Genomic DNA, 24560 nt, shown 5'->3' with positions numbered 1-24560 from the left:
AGGAATTGTTGAAAAAGTATGCCGATTTCTTCCGTGTGTCATTAGATGAATTACTAGAACTTCAATCGCAATCTGTGGAAACATCCCAACTTCAGTTATCTCTTTTTGAACCAACAGATACAATCGGAGAACTAAATGCTCTCTTAATGAAATTAAACAAAGACATACAGACTTCACTGGTTGAAAAATTTAAGGAACAGATACAACAAACTCTGTACAATCTTTTGACACCTTATGATATTTCAGATATTAAGCGAAATATCACGCAGCTAAAAATGGCTTGGTTTTCTGAAAGCGAAGAACGAAATAGTGAGCCAAATAATCAAAAGGGCTACATTAGTTTACCAAGTGGTCACTTGTACTTTCAATTACAGTGGAATCATAACGTATTGCACATGCAGCTGTTATATGAAGATCGGAAACAACTGAGTCTATTCGAAAATTGGTTAGGTGAATGCTCCGTTTCTTATGCAACAGATGAAACCATTCAACATATTGATGAGCCACAAAAAGTATTAAATATTCTATGGTTAAGTCCAAACGTGTCTTACCGCGAGCAATATCAGTATCTATTTACAAATGACTTACTATCTTTGGAGTTACACTATTCGGATCCAAAATTAGCTTGGTATGTTCACAACTACCATAAACTAAATTCAACACAAGAGATGCAACAGGAAGTTGAGGTATTAGCTCAATGATTGTTCAGCCAAATTTTGATCTACCTGTTTATACGAAAAAGTTTTTTCGACATTTAAAGAGAAAGAACTACTCACCCGAAACAATTAATGGCTACGAAAAGGATTTAAAGAAATTTACTGCCTTTATGTATGATTTATATGATGGCTACATCCTAACAGAAGAAATTAATAAAGATGATATTCTTGAATATCTTGATTTCTTACGCGATCAAACCTATAAGCCAAATTCAATTGCCCGATACTTTTCCAGTGTGCGTTCTTTGTACAAGTACCTTGTAATTGAGTTAGATTTTAAAACGAATCCAACGCTTGGTATTACAACAAGAAACGTATATGTCCCATTGCCAGAAATCCTAGATCCAGATGAAATGAAACTAATTTTATCTACTGCAAAAGAACTTTCAGAACTTCACTACGCTTTATTAAACTTGATTTATTATACTGGTTCAAGGATTACTGCCGCCCGAACTTTGTTAAAACAAAACATCGATTTGAAGAATAATAAAATCTATTTTCCGCGTATTAAAGGTGGAAGAGATCTTTATTTACCACTTCATCCTACACTGCATGAATTGTTAAGTGACTATATGTTGAAAACAAGGAATAATGGATCGGATTATTTGTTTCCATCTCCTAAATTTATCAACAAACCAATCAGTGCAGCCGATGTTCGTGTAAATCTTAAAAAAATCGTCAAACAGTGCAACATTACAAAACGAGTAACACCTCATGTAATACGACATTGTACAGCTACACACTTAACTCTACTAGGTGTTGACCAAAAATATATTGCTTCTGTTTTAGGGCATACCGATTTTCGTTCTACTGCACGATATCAACATTTAAATGTAGAAGATTTGAGACCAGCGATGGAGAAACTAACATGAGATTTCAACATCTTCTTCAAATCACCATGATCGCCATACTACTTCGTGAACATAATCTTACGGTAGAACAGGCACTATGGTTAAGACATAAACAAATTAACCCTAACAAAAGAAGCATAGCTGTAGAAAACAGAAAAGAACTAACGGATATTGATCCACTCTTTTGGGATTGCTATGAAACCCTGACAAAGCAACATAGCAATCCGTCAAGCGAATATGTGTTTATTTAGGTAGAAAAGGGATACTCTGAGCAGAGAGTATCTCTTTTTTCTGTGCCTTAAACACACACTTATGGTTACCATTAATAGTTACCATATCCTTACTATAATTGTTACCATCATTTATTCCATCTATTCAAAATAACTTCATAAAATTTCAATTTCATGAAGTTATTTAAAATGTTGTAAAAGCCTTATAATATAAGGATTCTCAAGCTATAATGGTGTATGAAAAAATGAGAAGTTCAGTATAGTCAACTTCTCATTTTATTATACAGTTTTTGGATTAAGATTTTAATCCCCTGTCTATACTTTCTACAATGGATAGGGGGTGAAACGATTGAATAAAGATGTAGAACCTAATTCTACAAAAAAAGACTGGATTGTTCAGTTCTTAAACTTACCTCCAAAAGATCAAGTAGAATTTTTGTTTCGTCATACGTTAGAAACGGAAATTCGGAAAGAAGTGGAGAAAAAAGTTTTCGAGAAAACTGATTAAACAACCCAGCACTAAGGTAGAGAGAAGTGGTTTTCTCTCTCCTTATCATTATTGATATATCTACTCAAAACAATACCTTTTCAAATAAAAAATCATCCCCAACAATCATTTAGCTGCGGGATGATTTTCTAATTGAATAAGTTCCATTTTTTCGTTAAACGTAAAATTCAACTGTTCTTTGTTTAACCGTTCTTTTAATTGTTTTAAATCATTTTTCTTAATTATGGCATCATATGTGTCATCATCAGTGATATATACAAGTAAATCTCTTCCCTCTTGTAACTCCTTCAGTTGATGATTTAATATCTCCATATTTTTCTCAAAGGTTTCTAATGAAAGTAAGGCTTTTGCAAATTTCACCTCACATTGTTCCTTTTCACTCATAATTTTTTTGTATTCTTTTTCTTTGTTACTCTGGTTCTTCTGTTGAGAAGTAACCTGTCTCACTGAATCCATTTCCGATAAATATTCGAAAACCAATGACTCAATTTTTTCTTTATCTACTGTAGGACAACGAGTTAGGTTCGTTTTCTTATTATAGCAAGCGTATATTCCTCTTTCTGCAATGCCGTACATTTTCGAATAACAATTCGGACACATTAAAATTCCCGATAAGAAATGAAAGTTTTTCACTTCTTTCTTTTTACGACTACTTTTTTGTCGAATTCTTTGAACATCCTCGAACATATCAACACTAACAATCGCTGGATGTTCCCTATCAGATACCGGAATATACAAAAAGTTTCCGTCCTCATCCTTTTCTTTATGATAGATTAACCCTGTATACGTTTTATGCTCTAGTATATTATTCACTTTCACATTGGACCACGGTTTTTCTTTTTCCTTATTATATAAGCCTTCCGCATTTAACTCTCGCGCAATAAGGGTGGTTCCTTTTCCTTTCAAAAATTCTTCATATATTCTACGGACAATAGCTGCCTCATCTTCTTTAATGATTAAATAATAGTTTTTGTCAACATCATATCCATACGGCTTCTTCGTATAAATAAATTTCCCTTGACGAAATTTTTCTCTAGATGATTCTATAATTCGTTGATTTCTCTGTTTATTTTCTAATTCTACTTGAAGGCCCATCATGACAATTTGTAATGGGGACATAAAATGCGAGGTAAGATTTTCAGATACACTTACAAACTCGATTCCTTGTTCGACCATATCATTCATCGTCAAAATAAATTCGTAGGAATCTCTAGCTAGCCGATCAGAAAAAGCAACAATCACCATATCAATTTGTTCAGTTTTTATTAACTTTTTCATTTCTTGATATTGATTTCGCCCTTCAACCTTTGTCCCTGTTTTGCACTCATCAACAAAAATATGTTTTAGAATGATGTTGTTCTTTTGGCAGTATTTCTTAATCGTTTCCATTTGAGTTGGAATACTCGATTTTGGATTAATAATTCCAGACGTTCTTGCATAACCAACCGCAATTCGAATTCCTTTCATGTCTATAATTCACCTACACTTTGAAAAACTTCACGATGAAATAGTACTTGAATCTGTTTATTTAAAAAATCTACCGTAACTAAATATGGAAGTGCGATAAGAGAATGAGGTATGCCTTGTTTAATCATGTCTGCCATTTTCTTGTCATTTGCACTTTTTACAAAGTCGATTAAATGATTCGTAACTAGTAGTTCCTGTTGCTGTGCTGTTATGGCTTCTGTATTTACTGATAACATTTTCTTTTTTGATGCATGGTGGTCCGGCAACAACTCAATTCTTTTTCTTCTTTCATCTAATTCCTTTATCTTTTGTACTAACAATTTTCTTTTCATCAGATACTGATCTAATAGTCTTTTACGCTCGCTCTCCAAATTAAAATGAGTCAACGCACCCTGTATCAACTTTGATACTTCCGATAGAAGTACTTGTTCAATTTTTACAAGTTCAACCTCTTCCCAACACTTATAACAGCGTAAACTATTGGTTTCTTCTACTAATGGTTCAGAACACGCTAAACATAAAGTAAAATGAGGGGAGCGGAATGATGTTTTTCTTTTCCGTCCACTTTTCTCAAATCGAAGTTTTTGCTGAACTAACTCAAACACTAATGGGTCCACAACCGCTTCAACATTTGCATTTTCTACTAGATAACTTTCAACATTCTCTAACGTCCCTTTTAAAACTCCACAGTAAATTTCATTTGATAAGATATACTGGACTGATTTATACGTCCATTCTTTTCCTCTTCTAGTAAAACCAACGCGCTGATTTAACATTTTTGCAATTTGTCTTAGGCTCATTCCGTATAGATAAGAATGAAATATGGCTTGTAATATGAACAATCCTTGTGATAATTGAAGATCATTTGTATGTTCAAATGTTGCGGGAACTAGCTTTTCCTCATTTTTAACGTAACCAAGTGCTGGATAATTACCGTCAAAACTTTTGCGGGTTAGAACTTTTGCTTTTCTCCCATCAGCCATTCTTTGAAGAATCCGTTCACGATTTTCTTGAGCCATACCTGTCAGCATGAGAAATAATATTTTAAAGTGTTCGGAATCACTTGCCATTCGCTCTGCCACAAAGACTACTTGTTTTACATAATTTAAGATTTCGAGCATGGTTTCTATATTATGTTTTAAGTCCCTACCAAACCGGTCAACCGAATAAATCACTAAAATGTCTGCTTCAACAGCGCCTGATTTCAAGTCCCATAACATTTCTTGAATTTCTGGTCGGTTCGTATCTTTCCCAGAATACCCAACATCACTGTATTCCTTTACTAGTTCTAATTGATGCAACTCTGCGTAGCGTTGATTAGCTGCTTTCTGATATTGAACACTTTCACTCGCAGACATCCTGCTAACCGTAATAGACTTTCGACAATAGCTAATATAGGTTTTCAATTTCGTATCAAATAAAGTCATATGAGCTACCTCCTTACGTGTTTAGTAGAAAATGTGTAGAAAAATTTTTTTATTGAGTATAATTTCTACCGATGCGGTAATACTAGGATTGAAACAATATATCCTTCCACAAATTCCCTACTTATTTTTCTCACTTTTAAAAAAGTGTATTTTGTTATGTCCATCTCAAAGAAGTCACTTCTCATTTTTTCCAAATCTTGCTGAAAATAAACAAAATAAAAAGACAAAGGTCCATTCCTCTGTCTAGTACGAAATCATTTATTTAGTTTTCAGTACGTAATAACTCTACTCTATCTCTGAATTCTTCAACACTGGCTACCAATACTTCTCTGGCCTTACTTCCTATATGTGGTCCAACTACCCCTAAATCTTCAAGCGTATCCACTATTCTAGCAGCTCGTGAATAGCCAATTTTAAATTTCCTCTGTAACATCGAAACTGAAGCTCTTTGTACGTCGATTACCAAATCTATTGCATCTTCTAATAAATAATCCGTTTCATCTAATCGGCTTGTCCCATTGATTACGTTTTCCTTTTCAGAAGTGACTTTCATTTCATTGCTGGGAGTATTTTCGTTAGGGATAAAAGCAGGTTCTTGTGAGGTAGCAGTAAACTCTTCTAACAAGGTTTTTGCCTCATTCACACAACTAGCAGCAATTGAAAAGTATCTGTCATGTGGATCATTTACTCTAGTTTCAACAAGTAAATTTCGGTTCATTAACTCTTGCAGCCCTTGTTCAATTACACTAATGTCTTCATAAAAATGCTCCACAATGCGCGACATTGTGATATCAAAGTTGTACGTTTGAATAAATACAAGTAGCGCCTTAGCAACAAGGCTTACTTCTTTATTATGTAGGGCATTATTGACGATAAAATTCATTACATCCATGTTGTTTGGAAAATACATTCTCCCATCCAACAATCCATCTACCTTCACATTCATTTCTTGTAAAACAGAGAATGCCACATCTACCGTAATATTTGTATAATTAAGTCCCATATCAAATAATTCAAAGTCGGCAAAGGTACGATGATTGACTATCACAACAGTAGATGGAAACAAACCACTACTCATGCAAAAGTTAATATTTAAATACTTAGGGTAAAAAATTTGATAATAATTATGGTTTCGTTCTCCTAAATTTTCCACATCAATTCCAACAACTCGTGCAATCTCAGCTCTACTATTAAAAATATCTTGCAATATCGGCTTTTCATTCGGTTTAACTACTAAAGCCACTACCACGCTCTCCATGACAATCCCTCCTAGCTTTTCTATATTAATAGAATATGTATGAGAGAAGTGCTTCATGACAGTGGGGGAGAGGGATATGGGGAATACCTGCTTTTCATAAATATGAAAGCCCTGATGAAACGAATCACATCAAGGCTATTTAGTAGATTTCTCTTAGCTTCACAAAGAAACCTGTTATTCAATTTTTAAAAACTATGCCACCTAGCTAAGCCCACTTACTTAAACTCCGCATTTCTCCTTTTGGAAAGTTTAATCGATGGTTTTCATCAAATGAGAGTGTTTCATTTGCTTGAAACGTATGTAGCGTCTCTCCAGCATTCATAGAATCTTGAAAACGCACTTTTGCAACTGCATGTGCTTCTTCTAATGAAAACGAATCAATCACTCCTACTTTTTCATCCTGCTCATCTGTTGATCGGATAATATAATATTGGTACACTTCAAATTCCCCATTTCCTATAAATTTTGCATAAAGCAATATTGAAGCTACTTTTAGTCTATAATCGAACATGCATTTGCACAAATGAGAGTTTGGAAAGAGAGGTCTTCAAACTTCTATTTGACACATCTAGTTTTGTATGCTATTTGATTCAGGATTGTTCAAATTATGGTGTAATGATTGGAGCGGCTGTATTACAATTTAACATGCAGGGATAAAAAATCCTTTAAATATTATTGAGTGGATAAAAAGGAGCGTAACGTATGAAACTTTTAATGTGTTTGCAATGTCACGATATCTTTAACCTTTCCCTAGAAGAAAAGACCTGTGGATGCGGATTAACAAGAGGCAAATATATCGACCAATTAAATGCAACCTATTCGGGTAAACATGCCATTCCTTTAGGCTTTACCAATACATCACTCATTAAAGCCATCCAAAATCAGCCTACAAACGGTTTAGGAGAGCCATTCACCGCCTTTGTCATTCCAAAAGAATGTGCAACCTTTGTGAAGGAAGATGAGGTAAAGTAAGTGACTTCAACAAACTAATGCTATACGCCAATATTCTAGGTATCTGCCTACCAGTAGCCTTAACATATATGGTAATTGCCAATCTCATTGCTGGACTCCCCATATATCCCTACACAATTGTCGGCTTGGCCTTTGGTTATACAGTGATGATTAAACGAAATGTCTTGTTTCACGAATTATGGAATAAATGGTTCAAGAAAGATCAATAAAAGCCCTAGCTCCATCTTCAAAATCGGAACAAAGGGCTACATTTTTGGAAAACCTAAAACATTTTCAATCAATCTATTCATGATCGTCAGCACGAATCTTTTTGTACTCTGCTAATTCCTTCTGCAACTTTTCTAAAGAAGTTCCTTCCAACAATTCTGCTTTGATGTTCTCAACGTATGTAGGTGATACTGCTAGTGCTTCAGCAATTTCATCAACCGTTTTATTTGAAAGAACTAATTTACTTACCGCTATGATGTTATCTTTCATCTCATTTCGGCGGTTTTCGTTTGTACTTTCCTCCGTTGCTTCTGGATCCGCTTTCGCCTTTTCAACTATCGAGTCTAAAAATGCTTCCCATTTCACATCTTCGAGATAGAAAAAATCAAGATAACTGGAATCGACTTCCTTGCCCAAAAAGTCCTGCTCCTTCATTTTTCTTTTTCCGTATCCTTCGTTTTGTGCTGAATACATATGTTGTAAATTTGAAATGAGCTGGTTAAATCGAACATCGGGTTGTTGCTGCCAGATGGTTTCAAGCAATGATAGAATACGTTGAATACGAGCATGTTCCCTCATTTTCGTTCCTCTCTTTTCTTTTTTGTTCAATTATAACGAAAACATCAAGCTACTAACATTATTCCGTTAGAATAACTAATAGCAGAAAAGAAAAAGTCACCCTGCAGAGATTTCTCTCTACAGAGCATTTTCTTGATGAGCCATGAGAACTATCGGCATGGACCGTCAGTGGCTCTTTTTATTTTCCTTCAAGTAAGTTTTTTAGTAAAAACAAATCTTGATCACTCATTGTCGGATTTTGTGCATACAACTGAAAAAGCTTCTCATAACTTGATTTATCCATATCAAGTTGTTCCGCTACCCATTCCATTGTTTTTTCTATACCCTCAGTATTCATTTTTTCTATAATTGTTACCAATAACTCTTCTGAATTCATTAGAATCACCGCCTATTCTCTATATGGTTAATACAAATACGAGTCAATGCACATTAAGTTTCATTAAAATGAAAGAAAGTACTCTCAGACAACAGTTACCCACCCAATGTATTTTCATAAATTGTACTGAGTTATCAGATTTGTTTCTGCATCCGGTAAACCAACTTAACGGGAAAAGAAAATCCCTGTAGAGATTTCTAAAATCCTTCATTGATTTTCTAAAATTATAGTTTATACTTCGATTTATATTACACATTTAACAATTTTAACCATTTTATTATTTAGAACTAGATAAAGGAGCTTTTTAATGACACTACCCCTACATACCATTACACAAATCCAACAACTAACATTTCATGGACTTAGCCAACGAGCGGTTGCCGCTATGATTGAGCATACTGTTGCTACTGTAAACAAGTATAGTAAGTTAATGCGTTATTATGCTGAAGATAACATACGTCTTAGTCACTACTACTGCCGTTGTCTGCTCGCTCAAAATTCACATTTAACAATTGAGGAATTTGAACATTTTTTAAAGCAAGAACTAAAATTATCGTTAAAAAAACGGCAAATCAAAGAAATTATCAATGAAGAAAAAATGCGATTATACGTAAAACACCTAGACCTTTGCTACAAGCCCGGTGAAGCAGCACAGTTTGATTGGGGAACGATTCAACTGATGATTGGCAACACAAAAAAGCGCATTTGCCTCGCTGTCTTTAGCTTTCCCTACAGTAATTATCGCTTTTACTATGCAACAGCTTCGATGAGTAATGAATCCTTTTTAGAAGCGTTTCAAGCATTTATCACACATATTGGCTCGGTTCCACCAGTGTTGATCATTGATAATATGAGAATAGCCATTCAATACTCAGAAGGTAAACGAAGGTTAACGACATTGTTTCAACAGCTTGAACAGCATTACGGTATGAAAATAAAGCCCTGTACACCACATCGTCCAAATCAAAAAGGAAATGTAGAAAATGCAGTTCGTACTATTAAAGAACATTTAAAGACTGTAGGGACATACAAAACAGAAAAACAACTAATGAAGTACATCAAACAATGGAACGAAGCCTTGAACCAACAACCACATCATGAAAAGAACGACATCATTATAAATCTACACCAACATGAAAAAACGACCTTACTGCCAATTCCGAAAAAGCCGTTTGTCTACTATGAATCCAAACAATGTAAGGTATACAAAAACGGTACAATACGCTTCCAAACAAATACATACAGCATTCCTGAGCAATATAGTGGTCAGACCGTTGAAGTAAGTTTCAGTAAAACGACAATTTATATTAAAAACAAGGAGGGCAACATTATCGCCAAGTATTGTAAAGACGGAAATAAAAGAAAACGCCATTACCGCATTTGGCATATGCTCAACAAGATTTAAGCGAAAGCACCGGGATTTATTAATTCTCATGAATATCGGCAACTGCCAAAACATTTGCGTTTGTTACATGACAAGCTTTGCAATAAACATACATATTACTTTATTCAGGTATTAGAGTCATTCGAACATGAGCCAGCTAAAAAGTTGAAGCGATTCGTCTATACATTACTTGAAGAAAAAGTGACCTACGAGCAATTAAAAAAACACTTAAAACTCGAATAGAAATTTCAATAACTTACCTGTTCCTTGATAACGCAAAAAATTATCTATTTTAGCTATAGGTGACGTTTGCCCTTTTGAATTATCGAAATATTGAAGTCTGGTCATAAAAGAAAATCTCCCTCAAAAATCGAGTTTTTCATCGACTTTCGAAGGAGACTTGTTCTAATTTTTCATGGATTTTGAACCATTATTTTTCAGATGTATCCATTTTCTTCCATTATGAATTCCTCCTTGAAATAGAAATAGCCCTAACTCCACAAATTGATATGCTCCCCATTAGGTAGACAGATTAAAAAATAAAATCTGTTTAACAAATGGGGAGTTTTTTTATGCCAAAAAAATCATTTTCAACAGATGTAAAAATATTAGCACTTCAATATTTAGAAGAAGGGCGTCATACCTTTCACGAAATCACTACTATGTTTTCGGTCGATGTAAAAACGCTACAAGTATGGCGTGCTCTTTATAAGTATGGAGGAATTGAAGCATTAATTCGTCCTAAGAAGAATAAGGTTTACTCGAAAGAATTGAAACAAAGTGCGGTTGAAGATTATTTATCAGGAAAGTATTCGATGTTTGACATACTTGCCAAATACGGGATTAGTAGTTTGTCAGTATTCAAAAAGTGGTTAAAAATCTATACTAGTCATAGTGAATTAAAAGATTCGAGTAAAGGATTGAGCAAAACTATGACTAAAGGAAGAAAAACGACTGTAGAAGAACGCATTGAAATCGCAAAAGCGTGCCTAGCGAAGGGTAAGGATTATCAAGAGATAGCAGCGAAATATGGGGTGTCCTATCAACAAGTATATCAATGGGTGCGTAAATTTGAAGAGAATGGTGAACAAGCATTAGAGGATCGTCGTGGCCGTACGAAACCTGAAGAAGAACGTACACCAGAAGATAAATTACGCTTAAAAATCCAACAGATAGAGCGTGAAAATGAACGATTACGTGCAGAAAATTTATTACTAAAAAAGTTAGAGGAAATCGAAAGGAGGCATCGTTAAGTAAGATTCGTATTCAGAGCCGCTATATTGCAATTCAGGAATTAGCGGAGAGCGAAAATTTATCCATCGTTTTATTGTGTCAGATCGCTAAGGTTTCACGTGCCGCTTATTATAAATGGATGAATCGTCAACCAGCTGAACGAGAAGTGGAAAATCAACAGTTAGTTGCCTCGATTCAACACTTATATACACAAGTTGATGGAATTTATGGTTACCGCCGTATCACGATGACAATCAACCGCCAACGGGAAAAAGAAGGTTTAACGAAAGTTAATAAGAAGCGCATTTACCGCCTGATGCAGATTTGTGGTCTTGAAGCGGTTATTCGACGTAAGCCAAAGCGATACCGTAAAGTAAAACCAGATTACGTGGCAGAAAACATTTTAGCACGTGAGTTTACAGCGGAGAAACCGAATCAAAAGTGGTGCACAGACGTGACGGAATTTAAATATGGCAACGGGAAGAAAGCCTATTTAAGTGCAATTATTGATTTGTATGATAAGTCGATTGTGAGCTATGTATTGAGGCATTCAAATAATAATGAATTGGTTTTTCAAACAATCGAACCAGCTATTCAAAGTTTAAAAGAAGAGGAGCATCCACTAATTCATAGTGATCGAGGCTATCAATACACCTCAAAGTTTTTTAAACGAATGATAGACGATGCCGAGATGGTACATAGTATGTCTAGAGTGGGACGTTGCATTGATAACGGACCAATCGAGGCTTTTTGGGGGACATTAAAAGTAGAGAAGTATTACTTACATAAATACGAATCGTATGAAGCGTTAGAAGCAGCAATTAATACATATATTACGTTCTATAATAACGAACGGTACCAAGAAAAATTAAACGGCTTGAGTCCCTTAGAATACAGGGTTCAAGCCGCCTAAAGTATTTTTATTATTTCCTCTGTCTACTTGACGGGGTGCAGTTCAAATGGGAATTAGGGCTTCATATTAATATTCAAGGTTATAATATATGATTATTTTTTTATTTAGTACGGAAACATTAAAAGCAAATGTTATTTAGGTACTTAACGCTATTCCTTAGTAATGTTCGCTACATTTTCTCCATCACGGACTGCTTGTACGTTTATTTTCATATCCTTGTATTCTTCTTCTAATTCTTCCGCATATTTCTCAGCTAGTTTCTTTGCGTCATTGTCACTGACTTTTTTATCTAATACTAGTGTTCCAATAGCCATTCCGTCTTGCTCATAGACCTGTCCATCAATTACGCCATCTTCATCTCTTACTTTTTTCGTTAGTTCCTCGTTTTGTTTGATCTCTTGTGATTGTTCATTTTGTTCTTGGTTTTCGGTTTCTTTTGGCTTTGGATCTTCATTATTAGAACAACCTGCAACTATTAAAAGGGCTGAAAATACACCTGCTATTATCTTCTTTTTCATTTTGCTTACCTCCAAAAACTTTCGGTAATAATTATTATAAAATCTTATCAACGATAAATACATATTCTACTATATTATTAGTTGTAAATCAGGCATGAAATATTTAATAAAATTTATATAAAAAAAAGGAAAGCTCTATAGAGATTGCTCTCCATAGAACTTTTCCTCTTGACTGGGATGATGTACTTATCCCTTTGTCCCCATTTAATTTTAGCTTACATTAACTATTAGTTAATGTAAATGAAAGAGCAGCTGAATTATTAGATGATGATCCTGTTTCAATAAGAGTATCAGCAGAAACTGAAATAACTTCAGTACCAAATGCAGCGTCAGCAGTAATTACTAATTTATTACCATCTACTAATGTTGCACTTACAATGTTAAGTACACCGCCACTTACTGATACTTCATCTAATAATGTTTTACCACTAGCAACTTTAACTTCTTCACTAAGTGTTAAAGTAACTGTTTTTTCGTCAGCACTAAACTCTTCTTTTACAACCTGAGCATCAGCCCAGTCAATAGCTTTTGTTGTGAATGAAGTTAACTCATTACCAGCTACATCTTTAATAGCAGATTTTAGAGTAACAGTTGGTTCTACACCTGTACCTTTAGCTGTAGTAGGTACAACGATTAAGTTAATGTATTCTCCATCTGCTGCAGTTGTATCACCAATAACACGTTTAGAATCATCTGAATAAGCAGCAATTACTTTGAATCCTTCAACAGTAAATGTTGTTGTAGAAATAGATGCTGCATCAACATCTTCAGAAACTTTAATACGAATAGTATCAACAATTCCATCATTAGTTTCAGAAGCAATATCAGTAAATGCAAAACCATCTGCAAAGTCAGTATTATCAAATAAATCCATAGCAACTACATTAAATAATGTATTGTTTTCTAGGTCTTTAACTATAACTGGAGCTGTTTTATCAACAATTCCTCCACCAACAACTGTTAATGAATCAGCATCTCCTGGTTGACCTGCAGTACCTAATTGAGTAGTAACTGCTCCTGTTGCAGTAAATTCTAAATCACCATCTACTGCTGCTGTACCAAATGTACCTTTAGCAAACTTAGCAACAACTTTTGTAGCTGCAAGTTTACCTGATTTATCACCATTATCGACAACAACATGTGAAGTACTAATGCTTTGTGGTGTAACATCATTATAAGTAAGTTTTGTGCCATCAACATTTGCTTGATGTCCTTCAATGTAGAACTCAATTGTATCTGCACTTGTTAATACAACTGAAGCTCCATTAGCTAATACATCTGTATGGATATCTGATGAAGAAGATCCACCAGCAAGTACTGAAGGTGTTGCATCAGATGTTGCAACTGCATCTAAGTTTGCAAGTGCTGCAAAGTTTCCACTAGCATCCGCTACTTTACCTACAACAATATTACCTGTATTAAACGGTGCTGAAGTGTAATCGCTTGGTAATGTAATAACAACAGACTTATTATCTTTACCTAAAGCTACTGAAGCACCTTTAATTTTAGAAAGATTGCCCGCACCCGTAATTTCGTATAAGCTCTTATCTAAAATTGAGCCTTCACCAGAAGTACGCATTGCTTCTGAGAATTGAACTAGAATTTTTTGATTGCTAGCTCCACCATAAACTGCACCTAATACTTGTGGTGCAGAACCATCAGCAACACCAAGTGATAACGTTGTTTCTGCTAATTTGTTTTGTTCTACGCTTCTATCAGTAATTTTATCTGCTTTAATTTTTAATGAATAAGTACCTTCTAAAGTTTTAGCAGGAGTTAATTCATATACTAATTCAGAAGAATTTGCTTTAACTGTAGCACTGTTAAGCTCAACTTTAGCACCAGAAGCATCTGTTAATTCATAAGAAGCTGTACTATCTGCTCCATCTACTTTTTCACTAAATTTAACTTCAATTCTACCAGTTTCTTTGTTAAATGAAGCTGTTGCAGTTGGTGCAACATTATCAGCTGATACATTAAAGTTTAGTGTTGTAGCAGCAAATTTATTTTCAAAACCATCTTCGATTACAGTTCCATCAGCTTTCACATATGAAATTACTAACTTATGTGCACCTGGAGTTACAGGTTGATTGAATGTTACAATAATTCCATTTTGTGTATCTGGATCTGTGTCAACAGAAGTTGATGCAAATGAGTTGTTACTTGGGAAGTCTAGGAAATATTTTAAATTAGTATTTGTGTCAGCATCGAAATTGACAACTGGTTTATTGAATTTTACAAATACTTGGTTACCTACTACTTTAGTAACTTCAGCAGATATAGCAGAAGTATCTTTACCTGCTTTAAATGGTACATCTTGAGTTAGAACTTTGAATCCAGCATAGTCAACTAAACCAGTACCAATATTTAACGTATAATCACCTTCAGGTAATTTACCATTAGTAGTGATACGAACAACATTTGTTCCTAATGTATTTACATCGATTCTTGTATCAGCTGTAAAGCTATATGAACCTTTGTTAATAGAGAATGCAGCATCAACTGCTCCTGCGCTAGCTGCAGTAATAGGCTCAGAGAATACAACATCAAATACAGATGGTGATACTTGTACAATTTTGTCTACTGCTGGAATAGTAGTATCTACAATCTTAACTTTTTCGAATTTAGATTCAGCAAGAACATTATCTAATTCTTTAGCTTTCACATCTTTAACAGTTACTGTAACTTCTTCTTGATTTAATTCTAAAGCGTAATCTTGTTCAAGAGTTAATACTACAGTTTTTCCATCTGCTTGAAGTTCTGCTTTACCATCTACAGCAGCACCTGTTAATAAGTCAGCTAATGAACTATCTTTTACATCATAGTTAGAAAGTCTCTCAGCTGTTGTTTTATCAACTTCTTGGTTGAATGTTACAAGTAACTGATTAGAGTTAATCGCACTTGCCCCAAAGGAATATTTAATAAATATAGACGCACCAAAGCTTGATGTAACGTCGATTAAAGCTAACTGTTATTACTAGCCTGTATTCAATCATGTTTTGCCAGTATACAAATCATCTTTTTACCCTACTTTAAGGAGGCATAATTAATTAAATTATCATAGGTATTAATGGATATTACCACTAGACATAATTTGTTAATTATGACTCATCAAAGCGAAAGGAACTCTATATTTTCAAGGGTTTCTTATTTTTCAATAGGCTACAAAAACACCTGCTATTTAGGACCTTTTTGTATTTTGGTTTGAGACATAATTTGCAAATTAGTGATAAAGTGGGGATTAACGTAATAACTTTTCTTCAGACAATCTTGGACCAAATATTAATACTTCATAATCCTTGGGTCTTAATATGTAATAAAAACTTGAGTTCTTTGCTCAATTTTGAATTTCCATGAGAAGTTCCTTTTACTTCATGAGAACCTCTTTTACCACCGTGATACCTTTGAGTTGAAAAAACCAGCCTTTCCAAAAACGATTGTTCTAACTTAAACTATAAGAAGTACATATCTTTAAGTTAGAAAAGAGCCATGATAATACCCCGTAAATCAGATAATATGGTCCCTTTTTTGCCATATCTGTTGAACTTCAAACTATTTCTAACTAATTTCTATCTTAAATAGAATTTAAATAACCTTTTTAGTGAGTAAATCAAATGTAATAATGTATTGTGCTCTTTGCTTCAATTCCGAATTTCCATGAGAAGTTCTTTTTACTTCATGAGAACCTTTTTCCTTTTCGTGAGAACCTTGAGTTGAAAAAGCCAGCCCTTCCAAAATGATTTTTCTAACTTAAGCTGTAATAAGTACATATCTTTAAGTTAGAAAAGTGGCATAATAATACCCCGTAAATCAGATAAAATGGTCCTTTTTTGCCATATCTGTTGAACTTCTAACTATTTCTAACTAATTTCTATGTTAAATAGAATTTAAATAACCTTTTTTAGTTAGAAAATCAAATGTAATAAAGTATTGTGTTCTTTACTTACTTCTGAATTCGCATGAGAAGCTCATTTTATTTCGTGAGAACCTCAAATATTAAAACCGCGCAATATTCACCAAATTGAGAGTTCTTTAAATAATATATTCACTTTTCTGTGAGAAGCTCTTCTAATTGCGGGAGAACCCTTCCTTTTCTCATAACACTTTGACAGAAGCCTTTTTTGTTCTTTATAAGCAAACTCAATAAGAGTAGATTAATAATATCTTGATTTTCTTAATCACAGTTGATACCGTGATGTCTATATAATTATATTCTCCAGGACTCTTTTTTACTATTCTCTAGGAATAATGGTATTCTCTTGTATTTTTCCTGCTGTTCCCTAGGAATAACGGTATTCCCTTGTATTTTCCCTACCGTTCCCTAGGAATAACGGTATTCTCTTGTACTTTTCCTGCTGTTCCCTAGGAATAACGGTATTCTCTTGTACTTTTCCTGCTGTTCCCTAGGAATAACGGTATTCCCTTGTACTTTTCCTGCTGTTCCCTAGGAATAACAGTCTCTTCTTTTACTTTATATACTGTTCCCTTAGGAATAACTTTAGACCTTCATGTATTAGAAGAAGACGCTAAAAAATCAAAAAACACAACGGGTATTCCTATTATTAGTTAAATAAACCGAGAAAATAATGTTTAATTAACAAATAAACGACGGGGTATTTGACGGAGCCGTCATTCATTTGCATAAAATTGATATTTATTTAAATTATCCGTCAAATAAATAACCGGATAGGATAAATATTATTCTTAATTAACGCTTATCCATCTCCACCATAGCCACATTTTCGGGATATCTCTTTCTATTGGACATTATATTTTTTGCAGTAGACACTATTCAGTTTATCTGAATGCTTACCATTTGTATGAGATTTCTATCTTAAGTAAAATTTAAACAACTTTATTAGTTAGAAGTTGAAATTCAGTGGAAATTTAAGTTCTTTGCTACAATTCTGAATATCCTTGAAATTCTTTTTACTTCGTGAGAACCTTTTTCCTTCTCATGAGAACCTCGATATTAAAACCGCGCAATATTTACCAAAATTAAGAATTCTTTAGATAATATATCTACTTTTTTGTGAGAAGCTCCGCTAACTTTGAGAGAACCTCTTCCGCTTTTGAAAGAACCTTGAACATTAATATTAAGTAGTCAACAATACGATTCCTAGAAAAAATCTAACTCTCCTTTGAAAAATTTATATTTAAGCTAAACAAACACACAAGAGTAGTTTTTCGCTCAATTTAAAAAGGTCCACAAGCATGTTTATATCTTGTGAACCATCAAAAATTAATCATTTGATTTAAATGTATAATGCTGATTTGGGTCATTACGAGAAGTTCTAATTAGATTAAGTATTCCCTTTTGATATAGCCCTTCTAGAATCTTTTTCGAATAATTAGTCCCTCTGTTTATGAGTGTAGCTAACTGTTTTGTGGTAATTTGACCCCTACTATAAATATAATCAAGTGCAACTTGCTCTTCTTTTGATAAGGATTTCCATTCCTTTGAAATTAAAGTATTTATTCGTTCTTGTTTTCTAACTCTTCGCATCAGAATATTATTTTTCAGAATAAGATGTACCGAATTTTGACCCTCATGATATTCAGGGTCATCTAAGAAAAAGGAATTCATCTCCTTAAACATACGTTTTACTCCCTCTCCTAACTCACGAACCCATCCCATTTCAGTGAGCGCCCTTGCGATACGAGGATTGCGGGAATAACGCACCTCCTTAATATTGTGCCTATTAACGATATTAGGAAATTTACCAGGGCTACTAATCTCCAGCCGATCATCAAACATTTTTATCTTAATATCGTCTCCTTGAATGTTATATGCACGGTGAGTAACAGCATTTACAATACCTTCAAGCCAGGCAAATTCAGGGTATTCCGGTACAGAGGTAAATTTTCCATTCATAGGATTAAGTCCCGTGAACTCTCTAAGTTGTGCTTTTACTACAGTTTTTGCCTTTTCAATCAGTATTGGAAGAGGACCTTCAATATATTCTTGCTTCACGATATTCATTTCTACTCCGACCTCTTCACTACTACCTTCATATCTTAAAAAGCGTATACGGGCAGCAGGAAAAAAACGAGCTGGGTTTTTAGTGAAAAGTAGAACACCGGCTGCATTAATCTCTGGTCCATTTTTAGTATCATTAATAAATCCTCTTGCATAAAGAGGTTGTAATAAGTCATCACCTTCAAAATTTAATGATGCTTTATATATCTTAAGTATTTCCTCATCTAAATCATCTATTTTACAATTGCTAATAACTTGTTCTTCAAATAATCGCTCACCTTTATCATATTCCAGTTCTAAACGTTGGTCGTGAGTCAGTTCCTTACTCTCATCACCAACCCTTAAAAAGACTTTATCACTCATTGTCTTATGAACAGAGTTTCTTGATGGTTCTACTTGAATAAGTAAAACATGGTCTTTTTGACCTCTTTCATTAACAACTTCTAAATAACGTTCTTGTGCACGGACAGCAGGTTTACAGTGGTCTATTTTGCATTGAACAAAATCATTTATCTTAATAGGTCCTTGAGCACTAATTCCTTCTACTTTTCCATCACAAACACCGATTGCAATTAAACCACCATCTGCATTGGCAAAGGCTATTAATACTTCTGCAATTTTCTTCGCTTTTATTTCCGCTGATTTCCTATCAAAAAATTGCCCTTCCTTTGCAGAAAGAATTTCCTCAATGGTCAAGTTTTTTATATCCGGAATTTCAAACAAATATCTCATCTCCCTTCATTCCAAAATTATTATAAATAAAGTACATATTCTATCAGAGTATTGCTTTTACCTTTGTTGTATAGCAATATTTTCATAATAGAAAAAACAACAAATCCTTTTCATGGAAATGTTGTTTTTAATTCTCCATCTCTAATTTTCTTATAATAGCTCCGTTATTCAATAATTCACGTTCCATTGGAAAACTAGAGTGATTCAACACTTTAAATTCTGGGAAAAGTTCTTCAATTTCTACTTTTCTTATTCCATTTCCATTATTAATATATATGCCTGGTGCTTCTGAATTAGTCTTTACCTTTATTCCAAGTCTAACAGCAACTTCAGTTCTACTTTTTCCCATTACTATCTCTCCTAACTAAAATACAATGGATTGATTGCATCTCTTTCTTTTTGCAAACATAAATATACGTATTATCGGATACCTTCAAAGTCGATGATGTTTTGATTTAGTACAATAATTAGATATCCATTCATTTTACCTCAACACTTTAATATCCGTTAACTTTACTTTATCATAAAAACACCCGATTTTTGAAAAAGTCAAGCATATTAATAAATAATCGTATAAAAATAATTACTTTACCGCATTAAGGCTTTACCTCTCAAGATAGCTTATAGCTGGAAGAACTCGAAAAAAGTCACGTATAATATTTCTTTCTGTTATACATTATGTTTTTTATAGAACAAGACGATACCACACAGATTAAATAAACTAAACACGTAATATTTAAGTGAATAATAAACGCCGGGAATTGATGGAATCGTCATTTATTTGTATGCAAAATGTCACTAGTGTCGCATTAAAATAATTTAACATTGTTAGTAAATCTGAATTTTCTGTAATCTTATTTCCGCATAAAAAAATCCTTTATAATGGTTGGTGGTAGTAACCTATCCAAATCCAAAATAAAGGACATAAGCATGGATAAGTTTACACGAAAAACATCATTTGAACAATGGTTTTCCCCTGTTAATCAGACATTTTTTGAAGAACTAGTGGAAACACATCAATTAAATTACTATACAAAGAAGCTTTACATGGCTTCATTTATGAAATTGCTTTTGTATGCCCAACTTCATGAAACGGAGAGTTTACGGGCATTGAGCGACGCCGTATTTTCAGAGGATCTACAACGTGCAACAGGGTTAGAATCCATTAGCTTCTCCCAATTGGGCAGGCGAATCAATACGATCCCAACCGATTTCTTTCAAACGATTTTTCTCGATTTAGTTTCACAAATTCATCTAAAAACAAATTTTCAAACACGAAGAAAAATCACAACACCTTTAAAAAACATTGATTCAAGTACTTTACCGCTTAATTTAACCAATCATAAGTGGGCAGAATTTCGAAAGACAAAATCAGGTGTAAAGCTTCACCTTCGACTCGTTTTTATGGAAAAAGGTCGCTCGTATCCGGATCAAGCTGTGCTTACAAACGCCATTGAACATGATAAATTGCAGTTGGAAGTCTTGATGGACGATAAAGAATGCCTATACGTGTTCGACCGTGGCTATTTGGATTACGAGCGCTATGATCGCATGACGGATGATGGCTATTTCTTTGTCACACGTCTTCGAAAAAACGCCGTCATACGTATACTTGAAACGTTTACATTGCCAGCACAGTCTACGGTTTTATCAGATGAAATGGTGGTCATTGGTTCCACACAAAATCGTTCAGAAAACGTGTTCCGACGCCTGAAAATCATGGATACAAAGGGCAATGAACTCTCTTTATTAACCAATCGATTTGATTTAAGTGCCGATGAAATTGCAGAGATTTACAAATCGCGCTGGGCAATCGAGTTGTTTTTCAAATGGATGAAACAACACTTGAACATCAAAAAGTTCTATGGTTATAGCGAACAGGCGGTGCACAACCAAGTATACATTGCGATGATTGTGTATTGCTTGAACGTATTGGCACAGCTGAACACAAATAGTGCCCAAAGTTATTTACAAATAAGCCGCTATTTAAAAGCTGCATTATGGAAATCCGCTCACATTTGGTTGCGCAAAATCCAAGGAAAGAGCGTCCCATAAAGGATTGACAGTCGTTGTTGTACAAGTCACAGGCTATAGTAAAAAAATGGATGTCTACTACCTTAGCTTTGGTGTTTTCGTTTTTTCTCTAAAAACCAGGAAATAAAAAACTGAAAATTCAGAATTTATTTATGCGACGGTAGTGGCAAAATGTCATTTATTTAATTTCATGATTAAAATAAATGACGGATAATTGACGGAATCGTCATTTATTTGTATGCAAAATGCCATTTATTTAATTTCATAATTAAATAAATGACGGAGTATTGACGGAACCTTCATTTATTTGCATAAAAAGGATGTTCATTTAATTTTTCCGTCAAATAAATAATGAATTCTACTACTGCTCAAGCTAATAGCCTCATATAGATTCTTTTACTTCGGGAGGACCTCTTCCGTTTCGAAGATATTGAGTAGGAAAATCCTCAAAATAGGCTTAATAAATCTAAAAATAAAAACCTACAATCTATTCATTGTAGGTTACTTCTAATTTATTCTAAATAGTCAAAAGTTCTTTTTTTTGGTAACGTGATAAGATATAATCAGCCCAATATTTTTCATCATAGTGATGCACATACACTGGGTCGTCTTGAAGGCGATTTAAAAATCCAGAGACAATAATTGCTTCTATTGACTGGCTTCCAATCCTTTTTTCTAGTTCATCACGAATATAAAAAATCAGTTCGATATCTAATTCATCAAATGAATATTTATCAAAATTCAATTTCCTTCACCCCCAAACATTTTATACACTCTAAAGATTTTTCAGTATGTAGCGATAGTTGTGTATTTGTTGATGATAGCGGGCTTATACCAACTAAAAATTCATTACTATCTATTCTACCACTAATTGCACGTCTTAACAAAGCCACAATTTTACCATCTGCCAAATGACCTAAAACAAAGTCATAACTGTGGAATATACCATCACGCATTCCCTCTTTACGGCAGTCAAGAATAAAGTTCCCCCAATCTAAATTGGGTTCTTCAAATATGCAACCACTCAGCCCTGTTATTTTATTAATATCTAGAGCAAAGTAAACTACAACCGGCTTGATATCTTCCGATGAAAACTTATCAATGTTATCTTGATATTTAATTTTTGCCCATTTTTCAGCTTGGTATTTATTATTGGTTACATAAAATCCTTTACCAAAATCTGTAGCAAAACGACTCTTATCTAAATTTATTCCGTTACTTTCAATATATTCACCATAACGTTTAATTGTTCCATGATAACAAAACAAATAGTCATTTAACAACACTATACCCCTTCAACTTCTTATTTATTCATTCATTTCTTATACAATAGCATAAAAAACTATACTTTCGACATAGTTTTAAAAAGGAGCATTCCTGTTAAATACTTCTGTAAAGTAAATAACCGGATAGAATAAATATTCTACCCGATTAGCGCTTTTACCTCTCCAGCATAGCCGTATTTCCGGAAAAACTCGATTAGAGCTACTTGGAATATGTCTTTCTGTTGGACATTATGCTCTTTGCAATAAACCCTAACCAGTTTATCAAGGCTGCTTGCCATTTGTACCGATTTGGAATGAGTTTCACCTGGTACTCGGTATTGCGGAAAAGTATTGTGATAACTGGTTTCTAATATATCTGCCAGTTCCTTTTTGCGAGTGATAAGATAGCTAAGCAATTCCTCATACTCTTCCGAAATTTTCGCAGTCTTGCTTTTACTAATTGGTTTGTTAATTGCTGGTTTATCAGCTTTTTGAAAAGGATGCTGTTCTTGCTTAATCACCTTGTAGTTCCCTAATTGACTATCCCATTCATATCCCTTATCCTTCATAAAGATTGATAACGCACGATGGTTTTGAAAATCCGCCATTTCAGCCACTACTTTTGGGTCTTTTTCAAATTGAAAATATTTAATAATATCAGCAGCTTTTCCTCTTGGGTCTTTTTCTTGAAGGTCCTCTTTGCTTAAAACACGAACTCCTGCTATGTAAGTCTGATATTCACTATCCCATGTATAATCACGTCGACGCATATACATATCCAGAGAACGATAATCCTTATGTCCTAATTCCAACGCGAGTTCTTCACGTGTTTTGCCACTTGCCAACTGTTCTAAAATAAAGTGTTCATCATATAGCTTTTTCATGATTATTTCCCCCTGTTGCTATCCTAAATATCCTTACCACGAGTTTACGGCTTCTTTTAACCTTTCATGATTAGTATGAAGATAAATGCTCGTTGTTCGGATAGAGTTGTGTCCAAGTAATCGTTGCAAATCCACGATATTCACATCATTATGAACCAAAACCGTCGCAAAACTATGACGTAAAATATGCGCGGAAATACTTTGCTTCAATCCAATCTTTTTGGATGCTAAGCGTAGGGAATTATTAATATACTGGGCAGATAAACGACCAGTTTTCTTTGTCCCAAAAAAGTGTCGTGCTTCTTCAAATCGGATATTTTCTGCATAATCAATCAATATAGGAAGCAGCTTTTCTGAAATAGGAATAGTTCTTTCTTTATTTCCTTTTCCAAGTACCTTTATCAGTTGCTTTTCTAAATCTACTCGATCAGGGGTTAACTTTGTTAATTCCCCAACACGAATTCCTGTGTAAGCCATCGTAATGATAGCAACTTTTATAATTGGATGTTCGATGACGTCAAAAAGGTCCTCTAGCTCTTCTTTAGATAAATACTCTCGCTCTTTTCGCTGGTATCGAACATTTTCCACATTTTGAGCGATATTTTGCTTCAATAATTTCTTTCTTGTAGCATAGTTAAAAAAGGAACGGATACTTGAGAAGTAACGGTTTTGACTAGATGGTTTTAATTTGCGCACTTCTTTTAGGAAGCAAATGTAATCTTCCAAATCATTTTCCGTAATCTCATCAATATAAACTAATCCATTATATTGCTCTTCAAGATATTGATTGAAGATACGCAAATCCTTTCCATAACCTGCAACCGTTTCTCCACTTTTGTTTTGAGCTTCAAGATATTTTAAAAATGCTTTTACTGCATCTGTAACTAACATAATCATCTTCCTTCCTAATAGTTTTATTTATGCATCCCGGGATAAATAAGCTTTCCAGCTGGAAGGTTTGTTTTACTGAACTCATCATACATTTTTTAAAAATAGATTTGGGCGATTTTGCGATTTTTTTAAAAT

At 34.0% G+C, this 24560-nt stretch carries 22 protein-coding genes; 8 read left to right on the top strand and 14 right to left on the bottom strand.

Translation table 11 applies throughout. From position 1 onward, the window contains the following. Positions 1-8: 8 nt before the first annotated feature. The 4 genes from CRO00_RS00890 to CRO00_RS20050 all read left to right on the top strand — a co-directional run bounded on the left by CRO00_RS00890 (position 9) and on the right by CRO00_RS20050 (position 2305). On the top strand, positions 9-701 hold the full coding sequence (locus tag CRO00_RS00890; RefSeq protein ID WP_097071769.1) for a hypothetical protein: 693 nt from the start codon (positions 9-11) through the stop codon (positions 699-701). After that, positions 698-1588, top strand: coding sequence for a tyrosine-type recombinase/integrase (locus tag CRO00_RS00885; protein ID WP_097071768.1), 891 nt, complete (start codon positions 698-700; stop codon positions 1586-1588). Before CRO00_RS00890 ends, CRO00_RS00885 begins: the two co-directional genes overlap by 4 nt. Further along, positions 1585-1818: a hypothetical protein gene (locus CRO00_RS00880; protein WP_097071767.1), complete on the top strand. Its 234-nt coding sequence runs from the start codon at positions 1585-1587 to the stop codon at positions 1816-1818. The genes CRO00_RS00885 and CRO00_RS00880 overlap by 4 nt, the downstream gene beginning before the upstream one ends. Positions 1819-2146: 328 nt before the next feature. Beyond that, positions 2147-2305: a hypothetical protein gene (locus CRO00_RS20050; protein WP_161946581.1), complete on the top strand. Its 159-nt coding sequence runs from the start codon at positions 2147-2149 to the stop codon at positions 2303-2305. 105 nt (positions 2306-2410) lie between these two features. Here CRO00_RS20050 and CRO00_RS00875 read toward each other — a convergent pair whose 3' ends face one another. The 4 genes from CRO00_RS00875 to CRO00_RS00860 form a co-directional block, all read right to left on the bottom strand. Then, positions 2411-3772, bottom strand: a complete 1362-nt coding sequence (locus CRO00_RS00875; RefSeq protein ID WP_097071766.1) for a recombinase family protein — start codon at positions 3770-3772, stop codon at positions 2411-2413. A gap of 2 nt (positions 3773-3774) precedes the next feature. After that, positions 3775-5199 (bottom strand): recombinase family protein, encoded by a 1425-nt coding sequence (locus CRO00_RS00870; protein ID WP_097071765.1) that lies wholly within the window; start codon positions 5197-5199, stop codon positions 3775-3777. A gap of 262 nt (positions 5200-5461) precedes the next feature. Further along, positions 5462-6457 (bottom strand): DNA translocase FtsK, encoded by a 996-nt coding sequence (locus CRO00_RS00865; RefSeq protein WP_237658281.1) that lies wholly within the window; start codon positions 6455-6457, stop codon positions 5462-5464. A gap of 205 nt (positions 6458-6662) precedes the next feature. Further along, positions 6663-6968 carry a hypothetical protein gene (locus CRO00_RS00860; RefSeq protein WP_161946580.1) on the bottom strand — a complete coding sequence of 102 codons (306 nt, stop codon included), beginning with the start codon at positions 6966-6968 and terminating at the stop codon, positions 6663-6665. Between the two features lie 191 nt (positions 6969-7159). Between CRO00_RS00860 and CRO00_RS00855 the strand changes: the two genes are divergently transcribed. Then, positions 7160-7429, top strand: coding sequence for a hypothetical protein (locus tag CRO00_RS00855; RefSeq protein WP_097071762.1), 270 nt, complete (start codon positions 7160-7162; stop codon positions 7427-7429). 282 nt (positions 7430-7711) lie between these two features. On the opposite strand, the gene CRO00_RS20250 is transcribed toward CRO00_RS00855, so the two are convergent. Next, positions 7712-8215, bottom strand: a complete 504-nt coding sequence (locus CRO00_RS20250; protein WP_202615596.1) for a hypothetical protein — start codon at positions 8213-8215, stop codon at positions 7712-7714. A 178-nt stretch (positions 8216-8393) separates the two neighbouring features. Then, positions 8394-8591: a hypothetical protein gene (locus CRO00_RS00840; protein ID WP_097071760.1), complete on the bottom strand. Its 198-nt coding sequence runs from the start codon at positions 8589-8591 to the stop codon at positions 8394-8396. Between the two features lie 307 nt (positions 8592-8898). On the opposite strand from CRO00_RS00840, the gene CRO00_RS00835 reads away from it, so the two are divergent. Beyond that, on the top strand, positions 8899-9996 hold the full coding sequence (locus CRO00_RS00835) for a Mu transposase domain-containing protein (protein ID WP_097071759.1): 1098 nt from the start codon (positions 8899-8901) through the stop codon (positions 9994-9996). 551 nt (positions 9997-10547) lie between these two features. Then, positions 10548-12121 (top strand): IS3 family transposase gene (locus tag CRO00_RS00830; RefSeq protein ID WP_097071758.1). Its coding sequence is split into 2 segments (ribosomal slippage): positions 10548-11190 and positions 11190-12121, totalling 1575 coding nucleotides; the frame shifts between segments, so codons are not numbered across the junction. Between the two features lie 149 nt (positions 12122-12270). Here CRO00_RS00830 and CRO00_RS00825 read toward each other — a convergent pair. The 4 genes from CRO00_RS00825 to CRO00_RS00810 form a co-directional block, all read right to left on the bottom strand. Further along, on the bottom strand, positions 12271-12639 hold the full coding sequence (locus CRO00_RS00825; RefSeq protein ID WP_097071757.1) for a hypothetical protein: 369 nt from the start codon (positions 12637-12639) through the stop codon (positions 12271-12273). Positions 12640-12859: 220 nt separating this feature from the next. Next, positions 12860-15304 (bottom strand): autotransporter outer membrane beta-barrel domain-containing protein, encoded by a 2445-nt coding sequence (locus CRO00_RS00820; protein ID WP_097071756.1) that lies wholly within the window; start codon positions 15302-15304, stop codon positions 12860-12862. Between the two features lie 2577 nt (positions 15305-17881). Further along, positions 17882-19342, bottom strand: a complete 1461-nt coding sequence (locus tag CRO00_RS00815) for an ATP-binding protein (RefSeq protein WP_161946579.1) — start codon at positions 19340-19342, stop codon at positions 17882-17884. 136 nt (positions 19343-19478) lie between these two features. After that, positions 19479-19700, bottom strand: coding sequence for a hypothetical protein (locus CRO00_RS00810; RefSeq protein ID WP_097071754.1), 222 nt, complete (start codon positions 19698-19700; stop codon positions 19479-19481). A gap of 581 nt (positions 19701-20281) precedes the next feature. Between CRO00_RS00810 and CRO00_RS00805 the strand changes: the two genes are divergently transcribed. Further along, positions 20282-21406: an IS4 family transposase gene (locus tag CRO00_RS00805; RefSeq protein ID WP_097071753.1), complete on the top strand. Its 1125-nt coding sequence runs from the start codon at positions 20282-20284 to the stop codon at positions 21404-21406. A 496-nt stretch (positions 21407-21902) separates the two neighbouring features. Here the strand turns inward: CRO00_RS00805 and CRO00_RS00800 are convergent, their stop codons facing one another. The 4 genes from CRO00_RS00800 to CRO00_RS00785 form a co-directional block, all read right to left on the bottom strand. Further along, a complete protein-coding gene (locus CRO00_RS00800) occupies positions 21903-22130 on the bottom strand; it encodes a hypothetical protein (RefSeq protein ID WP_097071752.1) in 228 nt (75 codons plus the stop codon). Continuing rightward, positions 22120-22668, bottom strand: coding sequence for a DUF3990 domain-containing protein (locus tag CRO00_RS00795; RefSeq protein WP_161946578.1), 549 nt, complete (start codon positions 22666-22668; stop codon positions 22120-22122). The genes CRO00_RS00800 and CRO00_RS00795 overlap by 11 nt, the downstream gene beginning before the upstream one ends. A 140-nt stretch (positions 22669-22808) precedes the next feature. Then, on the bottom strand, positions 22809-23534 hold the full coding sequence (locus tag CRO00_RS00790; RefSeq protein ID WP_097071750.1) for a hypothetical protein: 726 nt from the start codon (positions 23532-23534) through the stop codon (positions 22809-22811). Between the two features lie 33 nt (positions 23535-23567). Next, entirely contained in the window at positions 23568-24425 is an 858-nt protein-coding gene (locus CRO00_RS00785; RefSeq protein WP_161946577.1) for a tyrosine-type recombinase/integrase, read from the bottom strand. Between the last annotated feature and the right edge of the window lie 135 nt (positions 24426-24560).

Source organism: Ureibacillus xyleni (assembly GCF_900217795.1).
Lineage (GTDB): Bacteria > Bacillota > Bacilli > Bacillales_A > Planococcaceae > Ureibacillus > Ureibacillus xyleni.
Note: the sequence above shows the minus strand (reverse complement) of the source record. Positions and strands in the feature narration are given on the sequence as shown.